This is a genomic window from Cognatundibacterium squillarum (assembly GCF_014652435.1).
Lineage (GTDB): Bacteria > Pseudomonadota > Gammaproteobacteria > Burkholderiales > Burkholderiaceae_D > Undibacterium > Undibacterium squillarum.
Window position 1 is genome coordinate 673,999 of the sequence record NZ_BMYU01000001.1, and the last position, 25,567, is coordinate 699,565.

18 protein-coding genes are annotated in these 25,567 nt (G+C 52.1%); 6 read left to right on the top strand and 12 right to left on the bottom strand.

Annotation, left to right across the window (positions count from 1 at the left end; translation table 11 throughout):
* Positions 1-13: 13 nt before the first annotated feature.
* The 3 genes from IE092_RS02840 (at position 14) to IE092_RS02850 (ending at position 2,433) form a co-directional block, all read left to right on the top strand.
* Entirely contained in the window at positions 14-904 is an 891-nt protein-coding gene (locus IE092_RS02840) for an SIS domain-containing protein (RefSeq protein ID WP_189355475.1), read from the top strand.
* 202 nt (positions 905-1,106) lie between these two features.
* Complete coding sequence (locus IE092_RS02845; RefSeq protein WP_189355476.1) at positions 1,107-1,949, top strand: HDOD domain-containing protein; 843 nt, start codon at positions 1,107-1,109, stop codon at positions 1,947-1,949.
* Positions 1,950-1,965: 16 nt separating this feature from the next.
* A complete protein-coding gene (locus tag IE092_RS02850; RefSeq protein ID WP_189355477.1) occupies positions 1,966-2,433 on the top strand; it encodes a YciI family protein in 468 nt (155 codons plus the stop codon).
* Between the two features lie 157 nt (positions 2,434-2,590).
* Here the strand turns inward: IE092_RS02850 and IE092_RS02855 are convergent, their stop codons facing one another.
* The 5 genes from IE092_RS02855 to IE092_RS02875 all read right to left on the bottom strand — a co-directional run bounded on the left by IE092_RS02855 (position 2,591) and on the right by IE092_RS02875 (position 7,080).
* Complete coding sequence (locus tag IE092_RS02855; RefSeq protein ID WP_189355478.1) at positions 2,591-3,073, bottom strand: SAM-dependent methyltransferase; 483 nt, start codon at positions 3,071-3,073, stop codon at positions 2,591-2,593.
* Between the two features lie 150 nt (positions 3,074-3,223).
* Positions 3,224-3,793, bottom strand: a complete 570-nt coding sequence (locus tag IE092_RS02860) for a P-loop nucleotide/nucleoside kinase family protein (protein ID WP_308427099.1) — start codon at positions 3,791-3,793, stop codon at positions 3,224-3,226.
* Positions 3,794-3,797: 4 nt separating this feature from the next.
* Entirely contained in the window at positions 3,798-4,235 is a 438-nt protein-coding gene (locus IE092_RS02865) for a GNAT family N-acetyltransferase (protein ID WP_229792995.1), read from the bottom strand.
* 89 nt (positions 4,236-4,324) lie between these two features.
* Positions 4,325-4,963: a GTP cyclohydrolase II gene (gene ribA / locus IE092_RS02870; RefSeq protein WP_189355480.1), complete on the bottom strand. Its 639-nt coding sequence runs from the start codon at positions 4,961-4,963 to the stop codon at positions 4,325-4,327.
* Between the two features lie 425 nt (positions 4,964-5,388).
* Entirely contained in the window at positions 5,389-7,080 is a 1,692-nt protein-coding gene (locus IE092_RS02875) for a hypothetical protein (RefSeq protein WP_189355481.1), read from the bottom strand.
* A gap of 631 nt (positions 7,081-7,711) precedes the next feature.
* On the opposite strand from IE092_RS02875, the gene IE092_RS02880 reads away from it, so the two are divergent.
* The gene (locus IE092_RS02880) at positions 7,712-8,536 is read left to right on the top strand and encodes a hypothetical protein (RefSeq protein ID WP_189355482.1); all 825 of its coding nucleotides are present in this window, start codon (positions 7,712-7,714) and stop codon (positions 8,534-8,536) included.
* Positions 8,537-8,889: 353 nt separating this feature from the next.
* On the opposite strand, the gene ilvD is transcribed toward IE092_RS02880, so the two are convergent.
* Complete coding sequence (ilvD, locus tag IE092_RS02885) at positions 8,890-10,779, bottom strand: dihydroxy-acid dehydratase (protein ID WP_189355483.1); 1,890 nt, start codon at positions 10,777-10,779, stop codon at positions 8,890-8,892.
* A 941-nt stretch (positions 10,780-11,720) separates the two neighbouring features.
* Between ilvD and IE092_RS02890 the strand changes: the two genes are divergently transcribed.
* The gene (locus IE092_RS02890; protein WP_189355484.1) at positions 11,721-13,919 is read left to right on the top strand and encodes a TonB-dependent receptor plug domain-containing protein; all 2,199 of its coding nucleotides are present in this window, start codon (positions 11,721-11,723) and stop codon (positions 13,917-13,919) included.
* 74 nt (positions 13,920-13,993) lie between these two features.
* On the opposite strand, the gene IE092_RS02895 is transcribed toward IE092_RS02890, so the two are convergent.
* Positions 13,994-14,764 carry a substrate-binding periplasmic protein gene (locus IE092_RS02895; RefSeq protein ID WP_189355485.1) on the bottom strand — a complete coding sequence of 257 codons (771 nt, stop codon included), beginning with the start codon at positions 14,762-14,764 and terminating at the stop codon, positions 13,994-13,996.
* A 335-nt stretch (positions 14,765-15,099) separates the two neighbouring features.
* The gene (locus IE092_RS02900; RefSeq protein ID WP_189355486.1) at positions 15,100-15,624 is read right to left on the bottom strand and encodes a MarR family winged helix-turn-helix transcriptional regulator; all 525 of its coding nucleotides are present in this window, start codon (positions 15,622-15,624) and stop codon (positions 15,100-15,102) included.
* Between the two features lie 147 nt (positions 15,625-15,771).
* On the opposite strand from IE092_RS02900, the gene IE092_RS02905 reads away from it, so the two are divergent.
* Positions 15,772-16,656, top strand: a complete 885-nt coding sequence (locus IE092_RS02905; RefSeq protein WP_189355487.1) for an EamA family transporter — start codon at positions 15,772-15,774, stop codon at positions 16,654-16,656.
* Positions 16,657-16,662: 6 nt separating this feature from the next.
* On the opposite strand, the gene IE092_RS02910 is transcribed toward IE092_RS02905, so the two are convergent.
* From IE092_RS02910 to IE092_RS02925, 4 genes are all read right to left on the bottom strand, one after another.
* Positions 16,663-17,391 carry a sterol desaturase family protein gene (locus IE092_RS02910; RefSeq protein WP_189355488.1) on the bottom strand — a complete coding sequence of 243 codons (729 nt, stop codon included), beginning with the start codon at positions 17,389-17,391 and terminating at the stop codon, positions 16,663-16,665.
* A gap of 143 nt (positions 17,392-17,534) precedes the next feature.
* Positions 17,535-19,193: a methyl-accepting chemotaxis protein gene (locus IE092_RS02915; protein WP_189355489.1), complete on the bottom strand. Its 1,659-nt coding sequence runs from the start codon at positions 19,191-19,193 to the stop codon at positions 17,535-17,537.
* A gap of 494 nt (positions 19,194-19,687) precedes the next feature.
* Positions 19,688-23,797, bottom strand: a complete 4,110-nt coding sequence (locus IE092_RS02920) for a translocation/assembly module TamB domain-containing protein (RefSeq protein WP_189355490.1) — start codon at positions 23,795-23,797, stop codon at positions 19,688-19,690.
* An 11-nt stretch (positions 23,798-23,808) separates the two neighbouring features.
* Positions 23,809-25,545 carry an autotransporter assembly complex protein TamA gene (locus tag IE092_RS02925; RefSeq protein WP_189355491.1) on the bottom strand — a complete coding sequence of 579 codons (1,737 nt, stop codon included), beginning with the start codon at positions 25,543-25,545 and terminating at the stop codon, positions 23,809-23,811.
* Between the last annotated feature and the right edge of the window lie 22 nt (positions 25,546-25,567).

Consider the following 25,567-nt stretch of genomic DNA (forward strand, 5'->3'; position numbering starts at 1 on the left):
TAAGAAAAAGACGATGGCAACCTCGCTGACCGATACCCGCTCTTCCCCGCCGAACGAAAAAGGCTTACTGGCCCGCATCCGCATTGCCAGTACGGCACTCAGCCGCGCTGAACGGCAGGTGGCAGAATTTCTGCTGCAAAAACCGCATGATGCACTGGAAATGTCGATCCGCGTTCTCGCGCAAGCCTGCGATGTCAGCGAACCGACCGTGGCCCGCTTTTCGCAAAGTCTGGGGTTTGACGGATTTAAGTCCTTCAAACTTGCCTTTGCCAAAAGTCTGGCAACCGGCATTCCGTATCTGCATCTGGATGTGAATCAGGCCGATCAGGTGCGCGATGTATTACCGAAAGTGTTTGACCGCACCATCGCAGCACTGATGGAAGCGCGCAATAACGCGAATATTCCGAATTTCGAAGCAGCCGTGAACCTGCTGGCGCGCGCACGCCGGATTGAATGTTACGGCCTCGGCTATTCCGGCGCACTGGCGACCGATGCGCAACTGAAATTTTTCCGTTTCGGCATTCCGACCACCGTATTTTGTGATGCCCACTTGCAGGCGCAGTCTGCCTCGTTACTGAACAGTGACTGTGTCGTGGTGGCATTTTCCCGCACCGGCCGCACCCGCGATCTGATCCACAGTGTGCAGATCGCCAAAAATGCCGGTGCGCGTGTACTGGTGCTGTGCGCCAGCGGCGGCCCGCTGGCGGATCTGGCCGATGTGCATCTGAGTGTGGACGTGGAGGAAGATCCGGATGTGTACACGCCGATGACTTCCCGCCTCGCCCATCTGACCTATATCGATGCTCTGGCGGTTGCCGTGACATTGCTGCGCGGACCGGCGGCAATTGATATGCTGGAAAAAGTGAAATCCAGCATCAGCGCCAAACGCGTACAGCAAGAATAAACCGCAAGACGGAATCACCAGCCCGACATTCAGCCCGCATCACATCTGAAACGCCGAAAACATTGCTGTACAGCATGTTTTCGGCGTTTTTCGTTTTCTGACCTCGCTTATTCGTCGTACAAAACCGACAAACAAACACCCTTTGCCGCCGCGCAATCGCATCGCACGTGGTTTTCAGTAATACTGTTTTACGGAGGTGTTTATGGTTCAACTGACAAGCGAACAAATTGCGCAAGACATTCAGGACTTACCCAGTCTGCCGGGTCTGGTGATGGATATTCTGAACAACATCGATCAGGACGACGTGGATGTGCGCGAACTGGCAGAAAAAGTGTCACGCGATCTGGCGCTGACCGCAAAGACCCTGCGTTTTGCCAATTCTGCGTATTACACCACCATGGTGAAAGTCACCACCATTGATCAGGCGATCAGCCTGCTGGGTTTAAATCAGGTCAGACAAATCATTATCAGTGCCGCGCTGACCGGCTGCTTTCCGGAAAATAATTGCCCCGGCTTCAGCCATCTGCAATTCTGGCGACATTCCAATCTGGTAGCGATTGTTGCCCGCTTGCTGGCAAAGCACCTGAAATTCAATCCCGTCGTCGCTGGCACTGCAGGCATATTGCACGACATCGGCACGTTGGTGCTGGTCAGCAGTCACAGTGATGCCTACGCCGAAGTATTGCGGCATCAGGAAGAAAAACAATTACAGCAATTGTTTGCAGAGCGTCACATACTCGGCACCGATCATGCGGCAGTCGGCGAAGCGCTGGCGCGCGCGTGGATGTTCTCTGAAGAAATGACCCATGCAATTGCCTACCACCATCAGCCGGAACGGCCCGGTGCCGGCTTTCTTGCCACCATCATTCACGTGGCGAACGGTATCACCCACGCGATTACCGAAAGTGCCAGCACGGAAATTCGCGATGCCGACATTTCCGCACTATCATGGCAAAGTCTGGGCATCAGCGAAGCGGATTTGCAGGCACTGACCAATGAAGCCGCTGATCTGTTTGTCCGCATGGAAAGTGAAATTGACCTGTAAACCGGAAGGAATGAACATGCGCCGCGCCCTGCTCATCAGTTTATTTTGCAGCACACTGTCCGCTGCTTCTGCGAATGCGCAGGAAGCCCAGCTTGCCAATCCTGATTTCAAACCGGAACTGGCAAAACAGCTCGGGGCCGACAAAATCGGCATGCGCCATTATGTGATGGTGATTCTGAAAACCGGCCCGAACAAAATCCCTGCTGGTAAAGAGCGCGACGCGATGTTCGCCGGTCACTTTGCGAATATGAAGCGGCTGGCTGCCGAAGGAAAATTAATGGTGGCGGGTCCGGCAGATGGCGTGGATGGCTGGCGCGGTCTGTTCTTTTTCGCAGTCGATAATATCGACGCCGCCCGCGAACTGACCGCTACCGATCCGGTGATTCAGCAAGGCGAAATGATCGCCGAGTATCACAAAGTGTATTTATCTGCGGCACTGATGCAGGTACCGCAGATACACAAACAAATCTCCGCAAAAAACTGAAACGCCTTGCAGGCATCTGCGCATGCTTCAGGATGCCTGAAAATGCCCGAAATGCGGACTTCTGCATAGCAATCCGGCGGTCGTCGGCAGAAAGTCCGGGGCTCAGCAAATGCCTGATGCGGATAGCTGCACAGACAAGCATCCCGTCAGCTGATATTCAGGGCTTGCCAGCATCTGCCTCAGACCAGTAATCCTGCATGAGCTCTGTTGACCATTGCGGCTGAATTATCGCTTGCCGTGGTAGAAATTCCTGCATGACCGGTTTAATGTCGAGCACCGGCGTACCATCGATTGCATCCAGCTCAGCCACCCGCAACGCATTGCCATCCACCGACAACAAGCGGCAAATTGTACTGCCGATCCGATTCGGTCTTGCCTTCGCCCGTTGTGCGAAAATGCCCAGCTTTGGCCACGCCGGATTATTTCTCGGGTGACGTGCACCATAGGTCAAATGCTGCTCATCAACCTGATGAAACAAAAACAGAATCTCCACATGTGAAAACCCGGACAAACCTTGCAGCGCTTCCGGCTGCACAGTATCCACCAGCCTGATCACAGAAACTTCATTCCCCCAAAAATCATCCTGCGCTTGCAAACGCTTTGCCTCCACATAGGCAACCGGTTTCATGGTAATTTCCATAGCATTCCCTGTGAATGCGGGATCATGTTCAGCGATACCCGCAGATTGAACGAAGGGGATCTGATTTGATTAAAGCTTCCCAGTCAACAAGCTGCACCGCATGCAGTCAAAATCAGATGCCAGATCGACCAAAGCGCTTATTCGCCGGCTTCACAATGCGCTGGCGGGCAGCGTATCGCTGAAATAAAACCGGATATCAAACTCGCGGCACTCATCTTCATCCGGTGCCTGCCACATCTGACTCGCAATTTCAAAAACCGTCTCTGTCACTTGCATCGCATAAGTCGGTCCTCGCTCACGATTGCGCTGCTGCACGCGCTGCCAGCGTACTTCCTGCGATGCATCCAGTACATGCATTGTCAAAGGAAAACCCGCTGCGATGATCTGACGGCAAAACGCTTGTCGCTGTTCCGCCTGAATTAAACCCATTTCCAGAATCACGTCTTGACCGCTGGCGAGGATCTGCTGCGCATGCCACCACAAGGTTTGCAATAAACGCTCTTTACGTGCGAGATACCAGTTCACCACATCCGTTTGCGGACGATCCGGGCTGAACAAGGCCACAAACCATTGATCCAGCGCCAGATGGACTGCCTGCTTTTCGTTTGCCAGTTGTGCCGAAAACCTTGACTTACCGGCTCCGACAGGACCTTCGATCAGATATACCATTGGCATGATGTATTCCTCTGAAGAATTTTTATCATGCCATGATATCAACAAACATTCAGTTTGTCGGTGATTGCATCAGCCAGTAAGCACCATCGTCGCAATCGCCGCTTTCTATCGCAGAGAAACCTTGTGCCATATAAAAATTCACTGCAGGCTGATTGAGTTGCAGGCATTTTAACTGCCAGGCTTCTTGCTGCCATTGCGGCAATTGCTGCAGTAAAGCTGCACCGATACCGAGTCGCTGATGCGTGGCAGCGACGTAAAGGTGGTGGATGAATCGTGATTCTGATTGCACAGAAATGAATCCGGCCAGCTGTCCCTGTGCATCTTCGGCCAGCAGGATATTTTCACCGCTGGTTTGTGCGTCCAGATCTTGCAACTGAAAACGACGGATGTCGGTCCAGTGAAATGCAGCAATCCGGGATTGCAGAAATAAACGGCGCATGGCTGGCCAGTCACTTTCCTGCGGCGGCCGGATAACAAGTTGCGTCAAGTATTTGCCTCACTCATGAAGAAATTAATATTTTCGCAAATTTACGCGCAAAAAAAATGCGGAGACTGGCTCCGCATTTTTTACTGGATTTATTCGTCCGCTTCAGCGCTGAACAAGTGGCCGAGTTTTTCGGCTTTGGTGCTCAGGTAGCGTTCATTGTGCGGGTTGCGGCCGGCGATGATCGGCACCTGTTCGCTGACGGGCACATTCATGCCCTGCATGGCGGCCAGTTTGCGCGGGTTGTTCGTCATCAGGCGTAAGGACGAGATGCCGAGATGGCGTACCATCGGTTCAACCAGCCCGTAATGGCGCAGATCTGCGGCGAAACCCAGCTTCTGATTCGCTTCCACTGTATCAGCGCCCTGATCCTGCAAATGATAGGCGCGGACTTTGTTCAGCAAGCCGATACCGCGTCCTTCCTGACGCAGATAAAACAATACGCCGCGGCCTTCATCCGCGATACGCTGCAGCGCGGTTTCCAGTTGCGGGCCACAGTCGCAGCGCGCGCTGAACAGCGCGTCACCGGTCAGGCATTCGGAATGGATGCGCGACAGCACAGGTTCACCGTCGGCCACGTTCCCCAGCGTCAGCACCACGTGCTCTTTGCCGGTGGATGTTTCAAAAAACGCATGCATTTGAAATTCTGCCCAGCGGGTGGGCAAGCGGCAGGATTCAACAAACACCAGATCCTGCGCGCTGTTTGCGGCAGGCGCCACGGTTTCAGACATAGACAAACTCATAATATTTTTCGGATAGCGGCTGCGGGTTTCCGGAGGCGACAGTCAATGTGGCGGGCAAAGCCGGAAAGCGGCAAAACAGCAAGTATAAACGAGTGCGGATTTTTCAACCGGAAACCACTGCGTTTTCGAGGAATCTGACCAGTCAGCCAGCATGAAATCCGATTTTATCTGACAGCTTCGCCGCTGACTTTGCGGCGCAACACCGCCTGCGGCAAACAAAGCGCACTATGCAGAACGCCGCATTCAGGCAAAAACAGCCCTGCCCGCTGCGCCACTGTTTGCGCCGGTGTCCGCAAAACACCATGAAAATGCTGTGCTGAACCCCGCATTCCGGGGTTTTCAGCGCATTTTCAGCGGCCCGCAACTTCCGGGCAAGCTGCGGCAGTCAGGCATTCGCCATAGCCATGGACATGCTAGGGTTGCAGGACTTTCAGCGCGGCATCGGTCTGCAATTGAAAGAACGCCGAAAACATCGTCAGCGGCTGCCTGCATTGCAGTGTCAGCGTTTGCCCCTGCGCCAGCCCCAGCCGCACTTCCTGACGATCGCGGCAAGCGCTCACCATGGCTGGCAAGGTGCGGCGGTCACCGCTGTATGGCAAACCTTCAATCTGTGTGACGCTGACTTCGGCGCGCAAGCGCTGACATTGCGGCAAACCGCTGAGCACGATGCGGTCTTTCTGCGGATACAGATTGCGCATTCCGCTGCAGTCTTCGCGCATCAGTTGCCCGATCGCGCTGACCAGCATTTCATGCTGCTGCTCAGCGGTCGGTGCTGCGCTGACGGCAAATGGGGATGCGCTCAGCCACTCCTGCCACACCTGCTGCATGCGGAAGTCAGAGCGCAGCAATCGCGGCAAATGACGCGGCAGGCAATCCGCCTGATCACCGCATTCCATCATGCCGGCAAAATCGACCGGCATCTTCTGGGCGGAAGACGTCTGCTGAGCTTGCAGCAAGCGGCGATAGTAAGCATCCAGTCTGGCGTAAGCCTGTCCCGGCGGCGCACTGCCAGTCAGCGCATACACATAAGCCGGCAAGCCGCAGACATAACCGATGCGCCCGCCATCGACTTCAGCCCGGCTCAGGCTGCGTAAAGAACGCTGTCCGGCTGTAATCAGGCAACTGGCCAGCGCATTATCCACATCCGCCGCTGCTTGCTGCGGAGTCAGCCAGCCCTGATGCAGACTGGTCATCCAGCGTAAAAATTCTGCGCCGCCTTCATGGATCAGGCGCTCTTCCGCGTAGCTGGCAACACCGGTCGGATACATCTGAAACCGGTGACTGAATTCATGCGCCACAAACTGTGATACCGTGCGCTGTCCGCCCTCGTCCATGGTCAGCGGCCAGTTAAAAAATGCCAGTTGCAGAATATCCTGCGCATTGCCGTTGAAATAAGTCGGCCCGCCGTCCCGGATGGATGCTGCAGCAACCATCGGCATCTGAAACGGCACCGATGGCAGGCGTTCACGCAAATGCTGCACGGTATGATCAGCCACATCCCGTATCAGCGTCACCGTGGCTGGCGGCACATCCGGATCAGCATAAAACGGCGCACCTTCGAAGCGGATTGTCGCGTCCGGCAACAGTAAGGCTGGCTGGCTGTCGCGCTCTTTAACGCCGGTATCCAGCACCAGTTGCGCAGGCACAGCCTGACCGCCGGTTGCCACCGCAGGCGCATTCAGCACGTAACGGCTGTCACCGCAGGTATTGTCGACCGCATAATTCGAGGTGTGCAGTAACACCGCCTGCCCCAGCGGTAAAGCGGGCTGGTAGTGGTGATAAATCTTTTTTGTGACCGGCACCGCAAAACGCGCCACACAATTTGCCGCATTTGCTGCCTGCTTCCACACAATCTGATCGCCTTCCAGCCGTGCGCAATCGTTCAGCGCCTGCCAGCCATCGCGCAAGCCTTCGTCGTCGCGGTTCTCTTTGCGCAGTCGTAAACGCTGGCAGGCTTTCTGCGGCGCGTAACTGACTTCCAGTTGCTGCGCATCGCGGTAAGTGATCTGTATCGTCAGAGGCGCACCGGACTGCGCGTACGCAACCGCCTGCCCTGCCAGCAGCACCAGCCCCGCCACCCGGCATTTGCTCCATCCCCAACCCATCTCAGCCTCCTGTCACCTGCAGCGCACGACACGCCGCACATTGGTCAGGAAAGCAGTTTCCGGCAAAACAAGATTGCCTTACAAGCAAATTCCGGTAGTAAGTCCGCTTCCGCTCCGTAGCTGTGGGACGCACGCGACAAGCACATTCATTATGCAGAACACCGCATTTGTGTAATAACACCCCCTGCCCGCTCAGCCACTGTTTTCGCGGATGTCCTGAAAAAATGGCGAAAAGGCTGTGCTGAATGCCGCATTTTGTTCATCTAAGCTGCCTTAAACCATACTGACCACAGCAATGCGCTGGATATGCGCAAATACGAATGATAGTTATTTGCATTATGCATAGCAATATGCAAAGTATTTCGTTATCCTTTATTTAACTTCTGCAGCTTTACGGTAAATGGATTTACTCTCGGTCACGAATCTTTTCTGCCGATGCTGTTTTTGCGTATGGGAATGTCCGCAGGAACACTGTTTGTCAGATAGATGAACGAATGACAAAGAGATATCTCCGCATGCAAACGGGCATTAGATATGCCTTGTCGGAAACATATTTCAGTACTCTGTTCAACCGGAATAATGACCAATTCAGGCAAATGCGATTGGTGCAACCAAGCAAAGTGAAGATCATATGAATAAGAAGTTGCCCACCATTTTCCTGGGCTGTGCCATGCTCGGTGGTTTAGCGCTTTTAATACAAACACCGGAAGTGAGAGAGCACAGAGTTCTGGCACCAGTGCCATATACCAGCCCTGAAATCATTCGCGATAAGCCGGTTCAGCCTGTCGAGAGCTTCCAGCCCAAAAAGAAAGAGGTGTTATTCACCCCGGCAGAAATCCTGATCATTAACGCCTGGTTGAAGAAACACGGCTATATGTTGTCAGTCTCAGCGAATGGAAAAGTCAGTTTATCCGGCAATCACGGTTATCTGCATTACGACCATCACACGCTGCTCAGCCTCGCAAAAAGCGGGGATACGATTGCGGCCAGCACCCTAGGCGCACGCGCCATTTCCTCGGAGCATTTGCTGGATAACAGATCTGCTCAGGAAAACAGCGACCTTCAGCATGCATTACTCGATGCAACCGCACGTGGCTTAACAAGCAGCATTGATCAGTTAATTATTCTGAAAACGCAGGACTATATCCAGTCTTACGACAGAAAACTAAAAACATTCGACAGCAACCATATTATTGATGCGTATGCCTACCTGAATATACTCAAATTACGCAGAAGTATCGATACGGAACTTCGCGAATATTCACTGCAAATGGCCAGAAAATTAAGTGCCTCCGAATATGCACTGGCACGACAACGAACGGCGGAAATTTACGCTTTTTTGTTGCAACGACGGGCTGAGCTTGGCATGGGGCCATTTGAAAATACTGATTCAGCTGAAACTCAGGCATTGCTGCAACGCTTTTTCCGGGCACTTGAGCAAGGTGAAATTGCGTGAGTCAACTTTTCGCAAATACTCGCCTGTCGCAGCGAACAACTGAGTTTTTTTACCCTTGCGTAATCTGTTCACGTCGCTGAGCACTGAATAAATATCTACCCGATATGTGCAAGATTCCGCATTTGCGCAAAAACACCCCTGCCCGCTCAGCCACTGTTTTCGCGGACGTCCTGAAAAAATGGTGAAAAAGCTGTGCTGAATGCCGCATTTCGGGCATTTTCAGGCGTTTTCGGTGTGCATACGGATTCGGAGCAGATCAGGAAGCACGGCGTCTCTGCTCGGCGATTTTCGGTGCATAAAAAAAGGGGAGCCTAGGCTCCCCGGACACTGGAACAACAGAGCAAAACAAAATCTTATCGGCGGCGGATCTGGCTGATGTCGCGTACTGCGCCACGGTCGGCAGAGGTAGCCAGCGCGGCGTAGGCTTGCAGTGCTTGCGAGACATAGCGTTCGCGGTTTTCCGGCTGCCATGCGGCATCGCCACGGGCTTCCATCGCGGCACGACGCGCTGCCAGTTCTTCATCGCTGATACGCAGCTGAATGGTACGAGCAGGAATGTCGATGTCGATCATGTCACCTTCCTGCACCAGACCAATCGCACCGCCTTCGGCCGCTTCCGGTGAGGCATGACCGATTACCAGACCGGAAGAACCGCCGGAAAAACGACCATCAGTGAACAAGGCGCAGGCTTTGCCCAGACCCTTTGATTTGATGTACGAGGTCGGATACAGCATTTCCTGCATACCCGGGCCGCCTTTCGGGCCTTCGTAGCGAATAATGACCACATCGCCTTCATGCACGGTATCACCGAGAATGCCCGCGACTGCATCGTCCTGACTTTCGAAGACACGCGCTTTGCCGCTGAATTTCAGAATACTTTCATCCACACCGGCAGTTTTTACGATACAGCCTTTTTCAGCCAGATTGCCGTACAGCACAGCAAGTCCGCCATCCTGCGAATACGCATGGGCGCGGTCGCGGATGCAACCGTTTTCGCGGTCGGTATCGGCGCTGTCGAAACGCTTATCCTGCGAGAAAGCTTCCTGCGTCGGCACGCCGCCCGGTGCAGCGCGGTAAAAGTGTTTTACTGCTTCGTCGCCGGTCACCGTGATATCGTATTTCGCAATCGCCTCCGCCATGCTGGCGCTGTGCACAGTAGGACGGCTGGTGTCGATCAGACCTGCACGCGCGAGTTCGCCGAGAATCGACATAATGCCACCGGCGCGGTGTACATCTTCGATGTGGAATTTATCGGTCATCGGCGCAACTTTGCACAGGCAAGGTACTTTGCGCGAGATGCGGTCGATGTCGGCCATGGTGAAATCCACACCGGCTTCATGCGCCGCTGCCAGCAAGTGAAGCACGGTATTGGTGGAACCACCCATCGCCACATCCAGCGCCATCGCGTTTTCAAAGGTTGCTTTGGTCGCAATCGAGCGTGGCAGAACGCTGGCATCGTCTTGTTCATAATAACGGCGTGCCAGTGCAACGATCTGGCGGCCTGCCTGCAGGAATAATTCACGACGGTCTGCATGGGTGGCGAGTGTTGTGCCATTGCCCGGCAGCGACAAACCCAGCGCTTCGGTCAGGCAGTTCATCGAATTGGCAGTGAACATGCCGGAGCAGGAACCGCAAGTCGGACAAGCGGAACGTTCGATCCGGCCAACTTCTTCATCGCTGACCGAGGTATCACCCGCTTTGATCATGGCATCCACCAGATCCAGCTTTTTCACGATGCTGACCGCCTGCGAGGCCGGTTGATTTGCCGGATGGAACACATCAATTACTTTACCCGCTTCCATCGGGCCGCCGGAAACAAACACTGCCGGAATATTCAGGCGCATGGCGGCCATCAGCATGCCGGGTGTGATTTTGTCGCAGTTGGAAATACAAACCATCGCGTCCGCGCAATGCGCATTCACCATGTATTCCACGGAATCTGCAATCAGTTCACGCGAAGGCAGCGAATACAGCATGCCGCCATGCCCCATTGCGATACCGTCATCCACGGCGATGGTGTTGAATTCTTTCGCCACGCCGCCAGCCGCTTCAATTTCACGCGCCACCATCTGGCCCAGATCTTTCAGATGCACATGGCCCGGCACAAACTGCGTGAAGGAATTCACGACAGCAATAATCGGTTTGTTGAAGTCCGCATCGGTCATACCGGTAGCGCGCCACAAAGCGCGCGCACCAGCCATATTGCGACCATGCGTAGTTGTACGGGAACGGTATTGGGGCATGCCTGACCTCTTTCTAATTCAATTCAGCGCAGAAGAATCCGCGTTTTCTGTATAAAAATGAGCATGCACCAGCTTATTTATCTGGTCAAATACCAAAATTGAATGTGATTTATTCGTTTTTCAGATAAATCAAAGAACAGCACCGGAACGCAGTGTCGCTGATTCAGGCTATCTGACGCTTATGACGACTAACTCAGGCGGTTTCGCCCGGCAAAGCTTTCCGCTTGTATCGCGCAGCCGGGTCGCTGACGGATTTTCTTGCACGGTAATTCCGGTAAAGAACCGTAATCATCCAGGGTACGTACACCGCAAACAGTATCGTTTTATGGGTGAACCAGAATACACATACCCAAACAATCAGCAGCGCCATTTCCCACTTCGGGATGTCGGCGCGATAGCGGTCTGTCAGAAAAGTCCCGCAATGCGGGCAACTCTCACATAAATGTGAAGGTTTGTACCACTTTTGGTTTGGTGGCCATTCCGCCATCACGGGCTTATCAAAGCCTCCGTGACATTGAGGACAATGGTACTGACCGGCAGGCATTGCAGGTCGCAAGTGCTGATCACAGGTACGGCAAACAGATGCCTCCGAATCCAGCGGTTGACCACAGTTTTCGCATCGTGAATTTGGTGAATGCATAGCGCAGTACATCCTTTCCATGGTTAAGCCACATCAATCTGGGAAGCCAGAGTAAAACGCTGATCGGAGAACGCAACTGCGGGCAAACAAATGTAGCTCAGACTTTATGCTTTTGCGATCCAATCCAGACTAAGGGATAGATACAAAGCAGTATGAATTATGCATTTCACGCCATAAATCCGGCGTTTCATCGCAAACCGGATTTCAGCGCGAATGCATGTCGATATAGTTCGCTCCGTTGAAGACACACAAACAATTCATTCACCGCTGCGCAGGCAGCAGTTAATACGGAGACTTAACAATGCCATACCCGATGAGTTCAGTTCTGACCCTGTTGTTATCTAATGTTCTGGTTGTGAGCGCACATGCGCAGCAAGCACCGGCACCGCAAACTGCGCCGGCAACACCGGCTGTCAAAGCTGCAGGTCAGCAAGAGCCGCAAAAAGTGGAAGTTCAGGCACGCGGTGAAGTACAGGCAGCGCGTCAGGAAGCAGCGGCACGTACCATTATTTCGAATGCAGATCTGGTGAAGTTCGGCGACACCAATATTCTTGATGCGATGCGCAAAGTACCGGGCGTGCAGGTGAACAATAATAAAATCCAGCTGGCCGGACTGAATGCAAACTACACGCAGGTTCTGATTGACGGCGAGCCGCCACGCGGCGTGAACGTGGAAGATATCCCGATGCAAATGATAGACCGCATCGAAATTTATCGTACCGCAAATGCACAGTTCAGTACGCAGGCCGTCGGCGGCACTGTCAATATCATCCTGAAACGCTCTGCAGCCACCAGCCAGCCTATGCGCTCCATTAAGCTGACAGCCGGTTATAACCAGCGCGAACAGGGGACGGTGGAATTTAATGACTCGGGTAAAAACGGGAATCTGTCACACAATGTGGCGGTCACTGCATCGCTGAACAATATCGGTTCTGGCGTGCCGCGCACAACACTGACAGAGCAAAGCATTGCAGACAGTAACGGCAAAATTTTGCAGCAATACAATTCAAATATGGACAAACGTATGTCAGACCGCGATATACGCATTGTGCCGCGCTTCACCTATAAGACCGCAAACAATATTAACCTGATCTCCACTACGATGTTTGCCCACGCAAATGGCGAAGCAGATTCAGGCAGAGCGTATCAGTTCCTGCAGGGACCGGTGCTCGATATCGGAAGCATCAGATATCACGACACGAATAACCGCACCAGCCTGAACAGTACATTGCGCGCAATGGCCAGTCTGGACAACGATATTAAGCTGGATATTTCCGGCGGTTTCCACGCCAACCGCATGAAGAATGGTCAGACTTCCAGCAATTTTGCACCGGATGGCAAACTGAGTTTCGACCGGAATTACGATACCAATGTGCGCGTTCTTGGCGGACATACCAGCGGCAAAGTCAGCTTCCCGACTAATGCTGAGCACGATATCGTGGTTGGCTGGACCGGTTCACGTACTGTAGTCAATATTGATCGTGACCAGACTGACATTCCAGCAGGCGGTGCAGCAGTTTTCCTGCCGCAAAATGCACGCAATGAATTAACCAAAGCTGCGATTTATGCGCAGGACGAATGGAAATTCCAGAAAAATTCTTCTCTGTATCTGGGCCTCCGTTGGGAGTCGCTGGGCATTGCCAGTGAAGGGTCTGCGCAACAGAAATCCGACTACAACACCAGTGTTCTGAGTCCTATCGTACAAACGATGTGGCAGCTGAATCCGGAAAATACAGATCGTATCCGTGTCGGGCTGGCACGTACTTATCAGGCACCGAATGATTTTTATCTGGTGTCACCGAAAATCTATTCTGTAAATAATTCGATTCAGAATCCTAATTTTGTTGGCAACCCTACCCTGCGTCCGGAATTAGCATGGGGACTGGATACCGCATTTGAACATAATGGCAAAGACGGTCTGAATTATTCGGCACGCGCCAAAATCCAGCAGATCAATGATTTACATCGCGAAACGCTGTACTTTGATAACAATGCCTGGTGGAAAAAATATGTGAATGCCGGCAGCGCGCGCGGTGCAAGTCTGGAACTGTCAACGCAATTCCCGTTAAAACGCTTTATGACAGATGCGCCTGATCTGGATGTCAGTCTGACTTACATTCACTTCTGGTCTGATGTAAAAGGCTTCCCTGAGCCATACAATCAGCTGAATCCTTACACCTACCAGTTCACGCTGAATATGAATTACCGTATGAAAGCCCTGCCAGTCACGATGGGAATGAATGCACGCCTGCAGGATGCACACTGGCAGCAAATCAGCTTAACTGACCGTGAATATGTGAAATCACCTGCCACACTGGATCTGTATGCCATGTGGAAGATTGATAAACAGAGCTCGCTGCGCTTAGCGGTAAACAACATCACTAACAGCAACATGACGGATCAGACCGTTATCAGTAATGTGCCGGGCTTTATCAGCAGCACCCGTACGCAGAATGAACGTGCTCGTCAGATCAACCTGAGCTACGAACACAAGTTCTGATTAACACAAATAAAAAAGCCGGAAGCAATCAGCATTGCTTCCGGCTTTTTCTTTTGCAAGCTGCAAACCTCTTGTTAATCCGGCGCTCTCAGCAACAAATACCTCGCCTGCTCTGCACCGACATAACGGGTATAAATTTTTTCGAGTGTACCGTCCTCATGCATGGCGCGAATGCCACGCTGCATGATCTCCACCGAGGTTTGAGGAACGCGCTGACGCGACAGCACAAGTCCATGCGGCACTACGTCCGATGGCGCCCAGTCCAGAATCACAAAACTATTCGCCATTTCTTTACGACGCAAAGGTTCCAGACTGGTTGGCAATGCGAGAAAAGCATCGACACGCTTTGCCATAAACAAGCGCACGACACTGTCAAAATCTGCGGCTTCTTCAACGCGATGCTGTTCACGCAAACGGGCAAGCCAGGCATCATACAAAGCCCCGTGCCGGAAACTTTTAACAACGGCAACTCTTAAATTTTTTTCCGCAAGAAATCCGTCAGCAGTATGGGTACGCGCAGGCAGTGAAGCTGACACAAGCAGAAAATTCCGCGTAGAAAAATAGGGAATAAACCGCGCAAACTGTTCACGCTCGGGCGTTGCAATTCCGGAAACTGTCATGTCCAGCGTTTGCTGACTCATCTGATGCCAGATTCTGACTCTTGATTCCAGTACGGTCTGAAACTGGCAACCGGTGCGCTTACTCAATTCGTCAGCAACATCTTTATCTATGCCGGCATACCCGCCCTGTGGCAATTTAAAATACAGCGCACCAAGCTCATAAAATGCCAGCTGAAAACTTCCGCAATCAGACTGCGCCGCCATCACCGGCTGCATTGTCATCATGCAAGTAATCACACCGACTCCGCACAGATCTTTCGATCTGTGACGGATTGAATGCCAATTGCTCTTGAATGCCTGGAATAACACCATACCTCCGCAATTCACATTACCTCATACATCCGCCACATTGTCAGACGTAATGCAGACATTGTTTGCTTGTAGCCGCAAGCCAGCGAAAAACAAACGGGAACTACTCTGGCTGGTGTTCAGAAGTACAAAAAGTGAAGCTCAATTTAAGCATAGACAACGAAGCAGCACGTGCGGCAACGGGCCCGCTTGTTTAACAAAATTTAACCGTACATGCGACGGTAAGGCGACGACGAAGGATAGGGTGATCGCTATGAAAACTTTGACTCGAGTAAGCGCAATAATTGCTTTAAGCCTGCATCCAGTTGCCTGCAGGCTTCCGGGTCAAGCCCCTGCAGAATCCTGTGTTGATTTTCAGCATGGGCTGCAATCACTTTTTCTATCATTGAGAACCCGGAAGAACTGAGTTGCACCAGCATGGAACGCGCATCGGCAGGATTAGGCAGGCGCTCGATCAGACCACGGCTTTCCAGTTGCTGCAATTGCCGCGTCATTGTTCCGGAGCTGAGCATCAGTGATGAAAATAATGCCGTGGGGGATAAACGGTATGGCTGGCCGGAGCGTCGTAACGTTGCCAGCACATCAAATTCCCAGTGACTTAGGTCATACTCCGCAAAAACCACTGCCAGTTGCTTTTGAACCAGTGCACCGGTACGTGCTAACCGCCCCAGTACACCCATCGCACTGACATCCAAATCGGGTCTTTCACAGTGCCACTGTCCAAGAATCCGGTCTACAGCATCGTCAGGCAGCAAAATTTTGTTTAAGTCAGGCATAGTCAATCCGCTAACAGTGAGTCTTTCCGCAGTATCCCGCAGGAATGTCATGTCACCCGCAATAGCTCAGGGGCTTATGTCAGTTTATCTTGAATTCGAGGTAAATTCACCCTATTATGTGATTTATCTTGAATGCGAGACAAATACATGCAACATGCTCCACATTATCTGCGTGACATATTACTGACCGCGATTGCCCCAATGCTCTGGGGAACAACTTACATCCTCACAACGCAAGTATTACCGCCGGATCGTCCGTACACTGCCGCTGTGATCAGGGTATTACCTGCTGGCCTGATTTTGCTGGCATGGGCCAGATCTCTGCCTGCACGTGGCTGGTGGTTGAAACTCTGCGTACTTGCCGCACTGAACATCGGCATTTTTCAGGCATTTCTGTTCATCGCTGCCTATCGCCTGCCCGGTGGGCTGGCAGCGATATTCGGCGCGTTGCAACCCTTGATTACGATGGCACTGGCCAGTTTCGCCAGCCGCCGCTCTCCGGGGTGGCGCATGATAGCCGTGGCACTGCTTGGATTACCCGGCATGGCAATGCTGTTATGGTCCCCCGGAATGCAATGGGATCTGACCGGCGTACTCGCTGCTTTTGCCGGCGTCTGCTGTGTATCTGCCGGTGCTTTTCTGGTGAGGCGCTGGCAACCACCGATGTCTGTCATTGCACTGACAGGCTGGCAGTGTGCGCTCGGGGGATTCATGCTGCTACCACTCGCTCTTTTACTTGAGCCTGCGCTACCGGCACTCAGCCTGCAGCAAATCGCCGGTTACAGCTATCTTTCCGGATTTGGTGCCTTGCTGGCCTATGTACTGTGGATACGCGGCATACAAAAACTGCCGCTCGCAGCGTCATCTTCTCTGGCCTTACTGAGTCCCGTCGTTGCAACGATTCTCGGCTGGGCTATTCTGGATCAGAAACTCGCCGCACCTGCAATGGCAGGTATGGGAATTGTTTTACTCAGTGTTTATCTGGTTCAGCGGGAAGCGGCAAAACCGATCACGCCTGCCAGCAACCGGTGACATCCGTTATAAGGTTTTATGTACATCACGGCCACACAGCATATCGTTGATGCGGCCGGATTTCTCCGGGTCAAAACCGACTTTTTCAATCCATTGTTCTGTATTATTCCAGGTGCCGAACAGCATATCCCAAAGCGGCAAGCCATAGTTCTGCGCATGATGTTCCCACGCGTGATGCACTCTGTGCATTTCCGGTCGTTGAATAAAATATCCCAGCCAGCGTGGCGAACGGGTATCAGAATGCAGGTAGATATCAAATAGACCGGTGAAAATCAGCCCCCACATTGCAGCAACCGGTGTCGCACCAAATAGCAGATAGCTGCTGAAACTGGACATCATCGTTGCGGCAGCAGTTTCCAGCGGGTGCGCAAAGAAAGCCGTCAGAGATTCAATTCTCAGCGCAGAATGATGCAGCTGATGTACGTGTCGCCACAAAAAATCTGAGGCATGCGTGGCGCGATGCCACCAGTAAAAAATAAAGCTGGTGCTTAAGAAACAAAGAAAACCGAGCAACACATCCGGTATTTTTCCACCCAAAGGCATCAGCGCAAAACTCTGCCATCCCGAAAGCAACCAGCCGACCACCAGTGAAGCGATCGCTGACACTGTCGCAAGAGAAAACGAAAGAATCTGCCAGCGTTTATCGCAAGCATTACCGGAAGCAGGCGCAATCACTTCGCGTGTGAACAGTGTTATCAGCGCCAGCAAGATCACTGGATACGCAAGCCATTCCATAAATTCCTCTTTTTTCGCACATTGTTATTCAGCTATTTTGCCGTGAATTTATCGGTGCAACAAATCAAAATGCCGGACATCCGCCCGGCATTTTCACAATAACTGAAAAATTTAGAGAATCAAAAGAATTCCGGGTACAGAAATCACCAGGATTGCTCAATTTGCCTGCTTTGAGCCGCATGCGTTGCAATGCCTGGCTCCTGCGGCGCACGTCTGATTCTTGGCTGCATCTGAATAATATTTTCCTGTTGTGTCGTCAATTCAAATGCATTCACCAGATCGCGCAAAACACTGACCTCTTCTTCCAGTTTTTCTGCCGAATACGTCGCTGCGGACACAATCTGCATGTTTTGCTGTGTCATCTCATCGATTTCGATGACTGACTGGTTGACAGTTGAAATGCCAAGACTCTGTTCTTGCGTTGACACCGTGAACTCCTGCATCAGTGCCGCGACCTTTTTCACTCCGCTGACCAGCTCGTCCATACTCTGTCCGGCTTCATCAACCAGCTCCGCCCCCTGTTCCACCTGCTCGACAGAGTGCTGAATCAATTCTTTAATTTCTTTAGCAGCGCTTGCGCTGCGCTGCGCCAGTGCACGCACTTCACTGGCAACAACTGAAAAACCACGCCCCTGATCACCTGCCCGCGCTGCTTCTACTGCCGCATTCAGCGCCAAAATATTGGTCTGAAATGCAATACCATCGATCACAGAAATAATGTCTGCAATACGAGAGGAACTGTGGCGTATCGCGCCCATAGTCTGCACAACTTTCTGCACAGCACGACCACTGGTATCTGCCAATCCTGCAGAACGGATAGCCACCTCACTTGCCTCACGCGAATTCGCGGCATTGTGCTGCACAGCGACCGTAATCTCTTCCATGGAACTGGCCGTCTGTTCCAGTGATCCCTTTTGAGATTCTGTATGTTGCGCCAGTTCACCACTGCATTCACTGACATCACTGCCGATCGCATGCACATGACCGCTGCTTTGTTTAATCTGTCCGATCAGCAATTTCATATTGGTCTGCAAAACCCGCAGCGATTGTGCAAGCTCACTGATTTCGTGACGGCCATGTACCGCAATCGGCTGAGATAAATCGCCCGCACTCATTGCCTGAATATGTTGCCGTAATCGCCCGACCTGTCCCGAAATCAGGCGATGCACGCTGACCGTAAACACAGCACAGGTCAACAACCCGGTTGTAATTGTCAGCATTTGCAAACCGCTTTGCCATGCCTGAGTCTGCCACCCGAGTAACAGTAAAAAAATAGCGGAAAATACCGCATAAATGCGCAATACGCTGTGTATAGGTAATGTGAATTTGTCGCGAATTACCTGCCATGCACTGCGTCGATGCACTCTGCCATCGCGAATGAATAAGGCAGTGTTTCCTGACCTGATCTGCGCGTAAGCTGCCTCAGCTGCCGCAACCTGCACCGGGTTCGGCTTTACACGGACGGAGGTATAGCCAATGGTTTTTCCATTTTTTGTTAACGGAGCAGCGGTTGCTTCAACCCAGTAAAAATCACCATTTTTACAACGATTTTTGACCAACCCATGCCATGAATGCCCACTCTGGATTACCCTCCATAAGTCAGCAAAAGCCTCACGCGGCATATCCGGATGGCGCACAATATTCTGTGGCGCGCCAATAAGCTCTTCCAAAGAGAAGCCGCTGATCTGAACGAAGTCGTCATTGGCATAGGTGATATTCCCGGACAAGTCCGTTTTTGAAACAATAGTTTCATCGTCGCTGAGTATGTACTCGCGCTGATTTTGTCCAACCTGGCTACGCATACAAAATCCTCTCGTGAAAGATTACAGTAGCGCTGGCTCGCCGTGACAACCTGATACAGCACTGGCAGGCATACATACCCGCTCGCACTGAACAAACAAATCCGTCAGCCGCTCCGAATAACTGAAAAAATTTTCAGTCTGACCAGCACAAGCCTGCCTGATCCTGATCAATAAAGAACGCAAATAATGAAGACAGAAAGCGACCGGCAACACGGGCTTCCGGATCGAAGATACAGACAGGCGGAGAGTTCACAAGATACGTTGTTGTGAGCACTTGTTATTGTGTTACATCAACCGGAAAAAGCAAAAGAAACCACGTGAAACATTACGTTACTTTGCCGCGACAACTGATGAAAAACAGGAGCCTTCGAAATCATTTTTCCGAACATTGCTCTCATGCTGCAGGATGGACAGAAAGCCAAAATTTAACTGACTAGTCTACGTTCACCGAAAATAAGTCCGACTGCGTGATAACACTTCCGGATATTCAGGAATCAGTTAAATGAAAAAGTATAGTTAACATCCAGCGCGGATTCACTGCCAGCACGCCCGATCACAGTAACGCGCCGCGTCAGCTGCCAGCTTAGTTTTAATGCACCGCTGGCATCTCCCAGACCACGCTCAATCGATAAAACCAGCCCGGGCATCAGACGTTTACCAACGGTAACCACCTGATCTGATGGTGAGGAACTGCTGCTACTGACGCCGGTTGCACCTGCAATCGTCTGCCCCGGCAAACGGGAACCAGCAGCAGTTTTTGCTGATCCGATAGAAAATTCATCGAACCCTAAACCTTGCACTACATCACGGGGAATATTCCGGCTGCCATCACCGCCAAAAATCGCACTGGCAGCAGATAACAACAGGGAAGCATCTCCGGACGATAACTGATCAGAACCACGTCCCAGCACCAGCCACGCCAGTTTTTCACTGTCTGGCATGGCAGTATCGGAATATAAACGCACCTGCGGGTTTGCAACGGTTCCGATGACTTCCACGCCAACCGGTGATGCCAGTCCCGGCCTGACCGCCAGTATATTCAGTCCCGGATTTAACGGCGGCCCCTGAAAGTTCAGAATTCCCCTTTCGATTTCTAATTGCTGACCGTATCCCTCATAAAGTCCGTTACGGGTACTGATACTGCCATTGGCTTGCAGCGGACTCCCATCTGCTGAGCGAAGACGCAAACTGCCTGCAAGTCCCGTATCCAGCCCGCGCCCGACAAAGACAAATTTCGGCCCCATATCAAATGTCATATCCAGTCTTGTGCGAATCACTTTCTTCGCATTCGGGTCTGGTTCACCTGCTGTTTTCTGACTCCGTTTGTTTTGAACAATCACATCCGAAGACAACGATGGTGGCGGCATTTTGGGGAGGCGGAAATATGCCCCATCAGCGGTCAGTTTCCCCTGTAACGACCAGACATTTGCCGACTCTTTCACGCCAGCCTCTCCGCTGACCACCAGCCAGCGGTCTTTTCTTTGCAAAAGCGGAAACTGCTGCCAGTTTGCCTGGATACTGCCTGTTTCTTTTCCGAGATCAATATCCCCGGATGCTTTGAATTCACCCTTTTTGCCAACGAGGTCCAGACCTTTAAATTGCGCATGCTGCGGTACCATATTTACCGTACTCGCAAATGCAAGTTGGTTAAGGCGTAAATGCATCCCGTTTATGTCTGCATCCAGCTCACCGTTTGGCAATAACAAACCTTCCGAAGCAAACGCAAGCTCCAGCTTGCTTCCTTTTACATGGGCTTTCCAGTCGGGCTGATTCAGTTTTCCTCCAAGCGTTGCATCTGCACGCAACTGCCCTTTCATCACCAGTCCGGGATAAATCAATGGCCCCATCCATTCGAGATCAGGAATTTCCGCACTGCCACTTCCGGACAAGGCTTGCTCACCTGCCAGTGTCCAGATGCCGTCGCGCTTATGCAACGCCGATTCTGCATGTAACTGCATCAGTCCGAGCCGGCTCCCTTCCGCCCGGATATCGGCAATCAGTTTTTCTCTGTCAGTTCCACTAATCAGGCCGGCTGTACGGATATTCAACTGAAAATCTTTCAAACCGGCTGGAATACTGGCACCGGTTCCGTCGGGATCCTGAAAGCGCAACTCACCCGACTGCCGCTTCAGCGACACCTGCACATTCGCAGTATCATTCAGTCGAAGTTTCCACGATGCCTGAAGACGCAAGTCTCCGCTCAGTGTGGTTTGCTGACGCACCCGTTGCAAAATATCAATCAGACGAATGTCCTGCACCGAGCCGTTTGAAATCACCCCTGCTTTGCCAATTTCAAGCGACTCTGCCTGAATCTGTGCAAGGGAAGTCTGTAATACGATGGCACCTGCTCGCAATCCTTTTTCGGACACATCCAGTTTTACCGGGGCTTGCAAACTTGCAGAAGGTTGTCCGCTAAGTTGTAAGCTACCGAGTTCACCTGACCAGCGCCATTCGTCTTTTTCTGACTGGACAGCGCCCCTCAGCTGTACGCTCAGTTTCTGGCGCGGATTCACTGTCAGCTGCAATGCTGACTGATGGGATGACAATTGTCCCTGCAGATCCCAGTCAAGCTGTTCTAACTGCTGACTATCCTGACCGAGACCATCATGCAAATGGGCAAGTAAAGGAATGTCTCCCTGAATTTGCAGCAGCTTGAGCGCGCTCTGAACCGGTCCGTTTCTTAAATCCGGGGCTTTAACATTCAAGCTCACCGTGGCTGCACGATAGTGCTTACCTGCATATTCCACTTTCAACTGATCTGCCTGCAAGCTGGACTGCAGTCCTGGCTGGCGCAGCTGACCACTGAGCTGAATCTGGCCCTTCATTTTTCCGTTGAGATTCAGGTCCCAAATCTGCAAAAGAGGATTCAGCTCCTGCAATGCAGGCATATCAACATTCAGACTCAGTTGGTCTCCTGTTTGTCCCCAACGGCCCTGCACTGCCAGCTTATTACTGCCGATCGCAATTTCCGAAGGACGTACAAGCCATTGCGAAAAACTCTTTAAATCAGCATCGATGTGTCCCTTGAGTGCCTGACCTGCGTAATGCCCTCCAAGCTGCCTGACCAGCGCATGCACTGCCCACTTTGGCTGCAAAATTCCATCAAGTACGATGTCTGCATTCACATCTCCCGCAGGAAACTTACCCCATATGGCCGGATTAACATTCTTAATTTGCGTATTCAGCTGAAATTTCTGTTGCATCAGCTGATAACTGCCATCCGCAATCAGGTGCGCATCACCGAAAGTCATGTTGAGCTTTTCGAGATGAATCGCTTTCTTTACCAGATCTGCCACCATATGAAGTTGCAGATTTCCATTGATGTCTTTCAGTTCACCGTACGCCAGAATCTGTTTACCATCCGTCGTTTTGAGATCCAGATCGCCATTGATAGCGGTTTGATACAGCTTTCCCGAAAAATCCTTCAGGTTAATTTTTCTTAACTGAAACTTGCCGTCAGCCCGCATCGCTTTACCCCAGGCCAGGTCACCACGCCCGTTGATCGCCGATTTACCGGGCAAACTGACTTCAAGTTGTTCAAGCATCAGTCGCTCTGGCAAAATTTGCAGATTCGCCGAAACTGCTTCGACAGGAATGCGTTTCTTATCGAGATTACCCGCTAAAAGGTTGCGGACACTGACACTGGCACGTAAAGATGTTTCATCGCCCTTTCCCTGACGCGGGGACTGCTGCAGTAAAACATCTGCACGCAGGTCGAGGTCTGCTTCAGGTAAACTGGCATGCCATGCGGCCGGATTAAAGTGCTGAAAGGCAATCGTTGCCGGTCCCAGTGCAGGCTGAGAAAATGGAAAAACATCCAGTTCAGCATGACCGGTGAGCGCTGCCTGTAATGGATTTTCTTTGAACAGTGGACGCGCATCGAGCGACGCATGGAATGAACGTAAATTACCAACAAGCTGCAAGTCCAGTGTCACCGGAGGCACTTCCGGATGCGGATGCGATTCAAGACTCGCCACGCCACTCAGATCGAACGGCGCCACTCCGTTCAGACTAAGACGCGCACTGGCTTTACCGTAATCAGAATCAGCAATGGCATTTACCATATAACGCTGACCATCCCATGCAAACTGGCCTGTCAGCGCCCGCAATTCGGCATCTTTTTGCCGTTGCTGACCTTGCATACTTTCAATCAGCAGTGTTCCTACAGCCAGTTGCTCAGCTTTCAGGCGCAACGGAAGAGCAAGATGCTCCGGAAATACCGACGCGCTGTCACTGTGAGCAGTGGCAACCCGCACACTGCTCGCAGTCAGCTCCTGAACAGATGCAGCGCCGGTAAATAACTGACTGGCCTGCCATTGCAAGTGTACGCCATGCATTTCCAGCTCGAATTCATCCGACTTCCACTGCAGACTCTGTAGGCGCAGATCACTTGCTAATTCTCCGCTGACACCCGTCACACTGAGCTGCGGCAAGACTTTTTCCAGCAGGGTAAATGTAGTCCGTGTTCCGCTCGCTGTCATACTCAGCCAGAACACCAGTGCGGTGATCACCAGAAAAAATGCACATAGCCAGTAAAGCAGACGAAAGCGCACTGGCGTTTTCGTTGCTGGTACCTGATCTGTGCTTGTTGGCGTGCTATTCATGCAAACCCGGTTCAGAATGCAATTGCAATAGAAAAATCAATACGCGCCCGTTTTGTTTTGAGCGCATACCCCAGATCCAGCGCGACTGGCCCGGCTGGTGTGCGGTAACGTAAGCCTGTACCGATACTCTTCTTCAGACTCAGTTTACGCCAGACAGAAGTGGCATCACCCGCGTCGGCAAATGCCGCTACACCCCAGTTGCCATTCAGCCAGTGCACAGCTTCTGCACTGACAACAGCCATCACCCGACCGCCGGTTACGGCACCCTGCACCGGAATCCCGATGCTCTGATAAGCGTAACCGCGAACAGTGCTGGCACCACCTGTACGAAATAAATACTCTTCCGGAATACCTTCTTCATCCGGTGCAATCACCTGCCCTGCCTCAACCCGGAAGATCAGTGTGTCCTGTTTATTGAGCGGCATCCATTGCTGGTACTTTCCGACCAGACGCACAAAGCGCTGATCTGACAACAATGCTTTCTCCGAAACAGCGACATCTGCCTGGATAATCTTGCCTTTGTGCGGATTAAACGCATCATCAATATCACGCCAGGTCCAGCCAGCGCTCCACACCAGTGCTTTGGAAATTTCTTCAGGCTCGCCTTCTATCGTACTTTTTTCGCGCAATAAATTCAGTCCGAAACGACGCTCAATATCGCCTGTATGACTGGTACGACGCACGCCGATTGCCTGCTTGACGGTGCGTACCCCGGAAACGTCCTGACGGTCTGCCAGCACACCGAATGAGTTCAGTACCTGATCCGAAGGCGGCAGGTACACGTCTGCGTAACCAAGCTGCCGTTTTTGCTCAATACGGACTGCTGACCGCAGATCCCATGCCCGGCTGAGGATATCCCGGTCACGGTAGGCAATTTCGCCGCGAAATCCGGTATTCGAGCTGTAACCAGCACCAAAGCTCAGATCCCGGGCTTTACGTTCAGTCAGATTCACCTCGACCGGTACTGCCGCCGCTTTGTCAGGATCAGCATCAATCTGCACCGCTACCGACGCAAAGTAAGGTGAATTCTGCAGAGTACGCTGAAAGTCGAGTAAGCGGTTACGGGAATACAGTTCACCGGGCTTTGGCGGATCATATCTGTCAAGCAACCACAACGGATATCGCTGCAAACCTTTGACGCTCAATGCGCCAAGTCTGAACTCAGGGCCGCTGTCGAGCGCAACTTCAACCCGCGCTGTCGATGACTCTGCATCGACTTTTACCGCCGTTTCCTCTAATCTGGCAGCAGCGTAACGATCCGAACGAAAGCTTTCCAGCAGCCCGTTTTTTGCATCACTCCAGTCGCCCTCCCGAAACGGCTGACCAACGGACAAACCCCAGTCCTCATGCACCTGACGCCGTCGTTGAATTGCGTCCTGCTGTTCTGCTTTCAGCGCATCGTTAAACGCACCGGCAAAACGAATGCTGACGTTTTCAATCACAGTACGCTCACCGCGTTCGACAATGACACTGATCTGCCGCTCCGCCGCGCCTGAGCGGGCCTGCGGCAGCGCTTCAAAACGGATTTGCGGATTGAAGTAGCCTTCGGTGAAAAGAATTCCGGAGATATCCTGACGCAATCGCCGCAACAATGCAGGGGTAATATTCTGTGGCTCAGCATTGCTGCTGAATTCAGCAATGTGTTCTTTTAAGAGTGCAGACTCAGTATCTGCTTTCATGCTTAAGACAAACCGCACAGTGCCAAGACGTTCTGCACTCAATTCGCCTGCCGCAGACATGACAGTCATGACATCCTGCGGCGCAACGCCA

Excerpts from the sequence above, each read along its gene's own strand:
- IE092_RS02840 (WP_189355475.1), top strand. The coding sequence starts at position 14 with ATGGCAACCTCGCTGACCGATACCCGCTCTTCCCCGCCGAACGAAAAA.
- IE092_RS02845 (WP_189355476.1), top strand. The coding sequence starts at position 1,107 with ATGGTTCAACTGACAAGCGAACAAATTGCGCAAGACATTCAGGACTTA.
- IE092_RS02850 (WP_189355477.1), top strand. The coding sequence starts at position 1,966 with ATGCGCCGCGCCCTGCTCATCAGTTTATTTTGCAGCACACTGTCCGCT.
- IE092_RS02855 (WP_189355478.1), bottom strand. The coding sequence starts at position 3,073 with ATGGAAATTACCATGAAACCGGTTGCCTATGTGGAGGCAAAGCGTTTG.
- ribA (WP_189355480.1), bottom strand. The coding sequence starts at position 4,963 with ATGTCTGAAACCGTGGCGCCTGCCGCAAACAGCGCGCAGGATCTGGTG.
- IE092_RS02875 (WP_189355481.1), bottom strand. The coding sequence starts at position 7,080 with ATGGGTTGGGGATGGAGCAAATGCCGGGTGGCGGGGCTGGTGCTGCTG.
- IE092_RS02880 (WP_189355482.1), top strand. The coding sequence starts at position 7,712 with ATGAATAAGAAGTTGCCCACCATTTTCCTGGGCTGTGCCATGCTCGGT.
- ilvD (WP_189355483.1), bottom strand. The coding sequence starts at position 10,779 with ATGCCCCAATACCGTTCCCGTACAACTACGCATGGTCGCAATATGGCT.
- IE092_RS02890 (WP_189355484.1), top strand. The coding sequence starts at position 11,721 with ATGCCATACCCGATGAGTTCAGTTCTGACCCTGTTGTTATCTAATGTT.
- IE092_RS02895 (WP_189355485.1), bottom strand. The coding sequence starts at position 14,764 with ATGATGACAATGCAGCCGGTGATGGCGGCGCAGTCTGATTGCGGAAGT.
- IE092_RS02900 (WP_189355486.1), bottom strand. The coding sequence starts at position 15,624 with ATGCCTGACTTAAACAAAATTTTGCTGCCTGACGATGCTGTAGACCGG.
- IE092_RS02905 (WP_189355487.1), top strand. The coding sequence starts at position 15,772 with ATGCAACATGCTCCACATTATCTGCGTGACATATTACTGACCGCGATT.
- IE092_RS02910 (WP_189355488.1), bottom strand. The coding sequence starts at position 17,391 with ATGGAATGGCTTGCGTATCCAGTGATCTTGCTGGCGCTGATAACACTG.
- IE092_RS02915 (WP_189355489.1), bottom strand. The coding sequence starts at position 19,193 with ATGCGTAGCCAGGTTGGACAAAATCAGCGCGAGTACATACTCAGCGAC.
- IE092_RS02920 (WP_189355490.1), bottom strand. The coding sequence starts at position 23,797 with ATGAATAGCACGCCAACAAGCACAGATCAGGTACCAGCAACGAAAACG.
- IE092_RS02925 (WP_189355491.1), bottom strand. The coding sequence starts at position 25,545 with ATGACTGTCATGTCTGCGGCAGGCGAATTGAGTGCAGAACGTCTTGGC.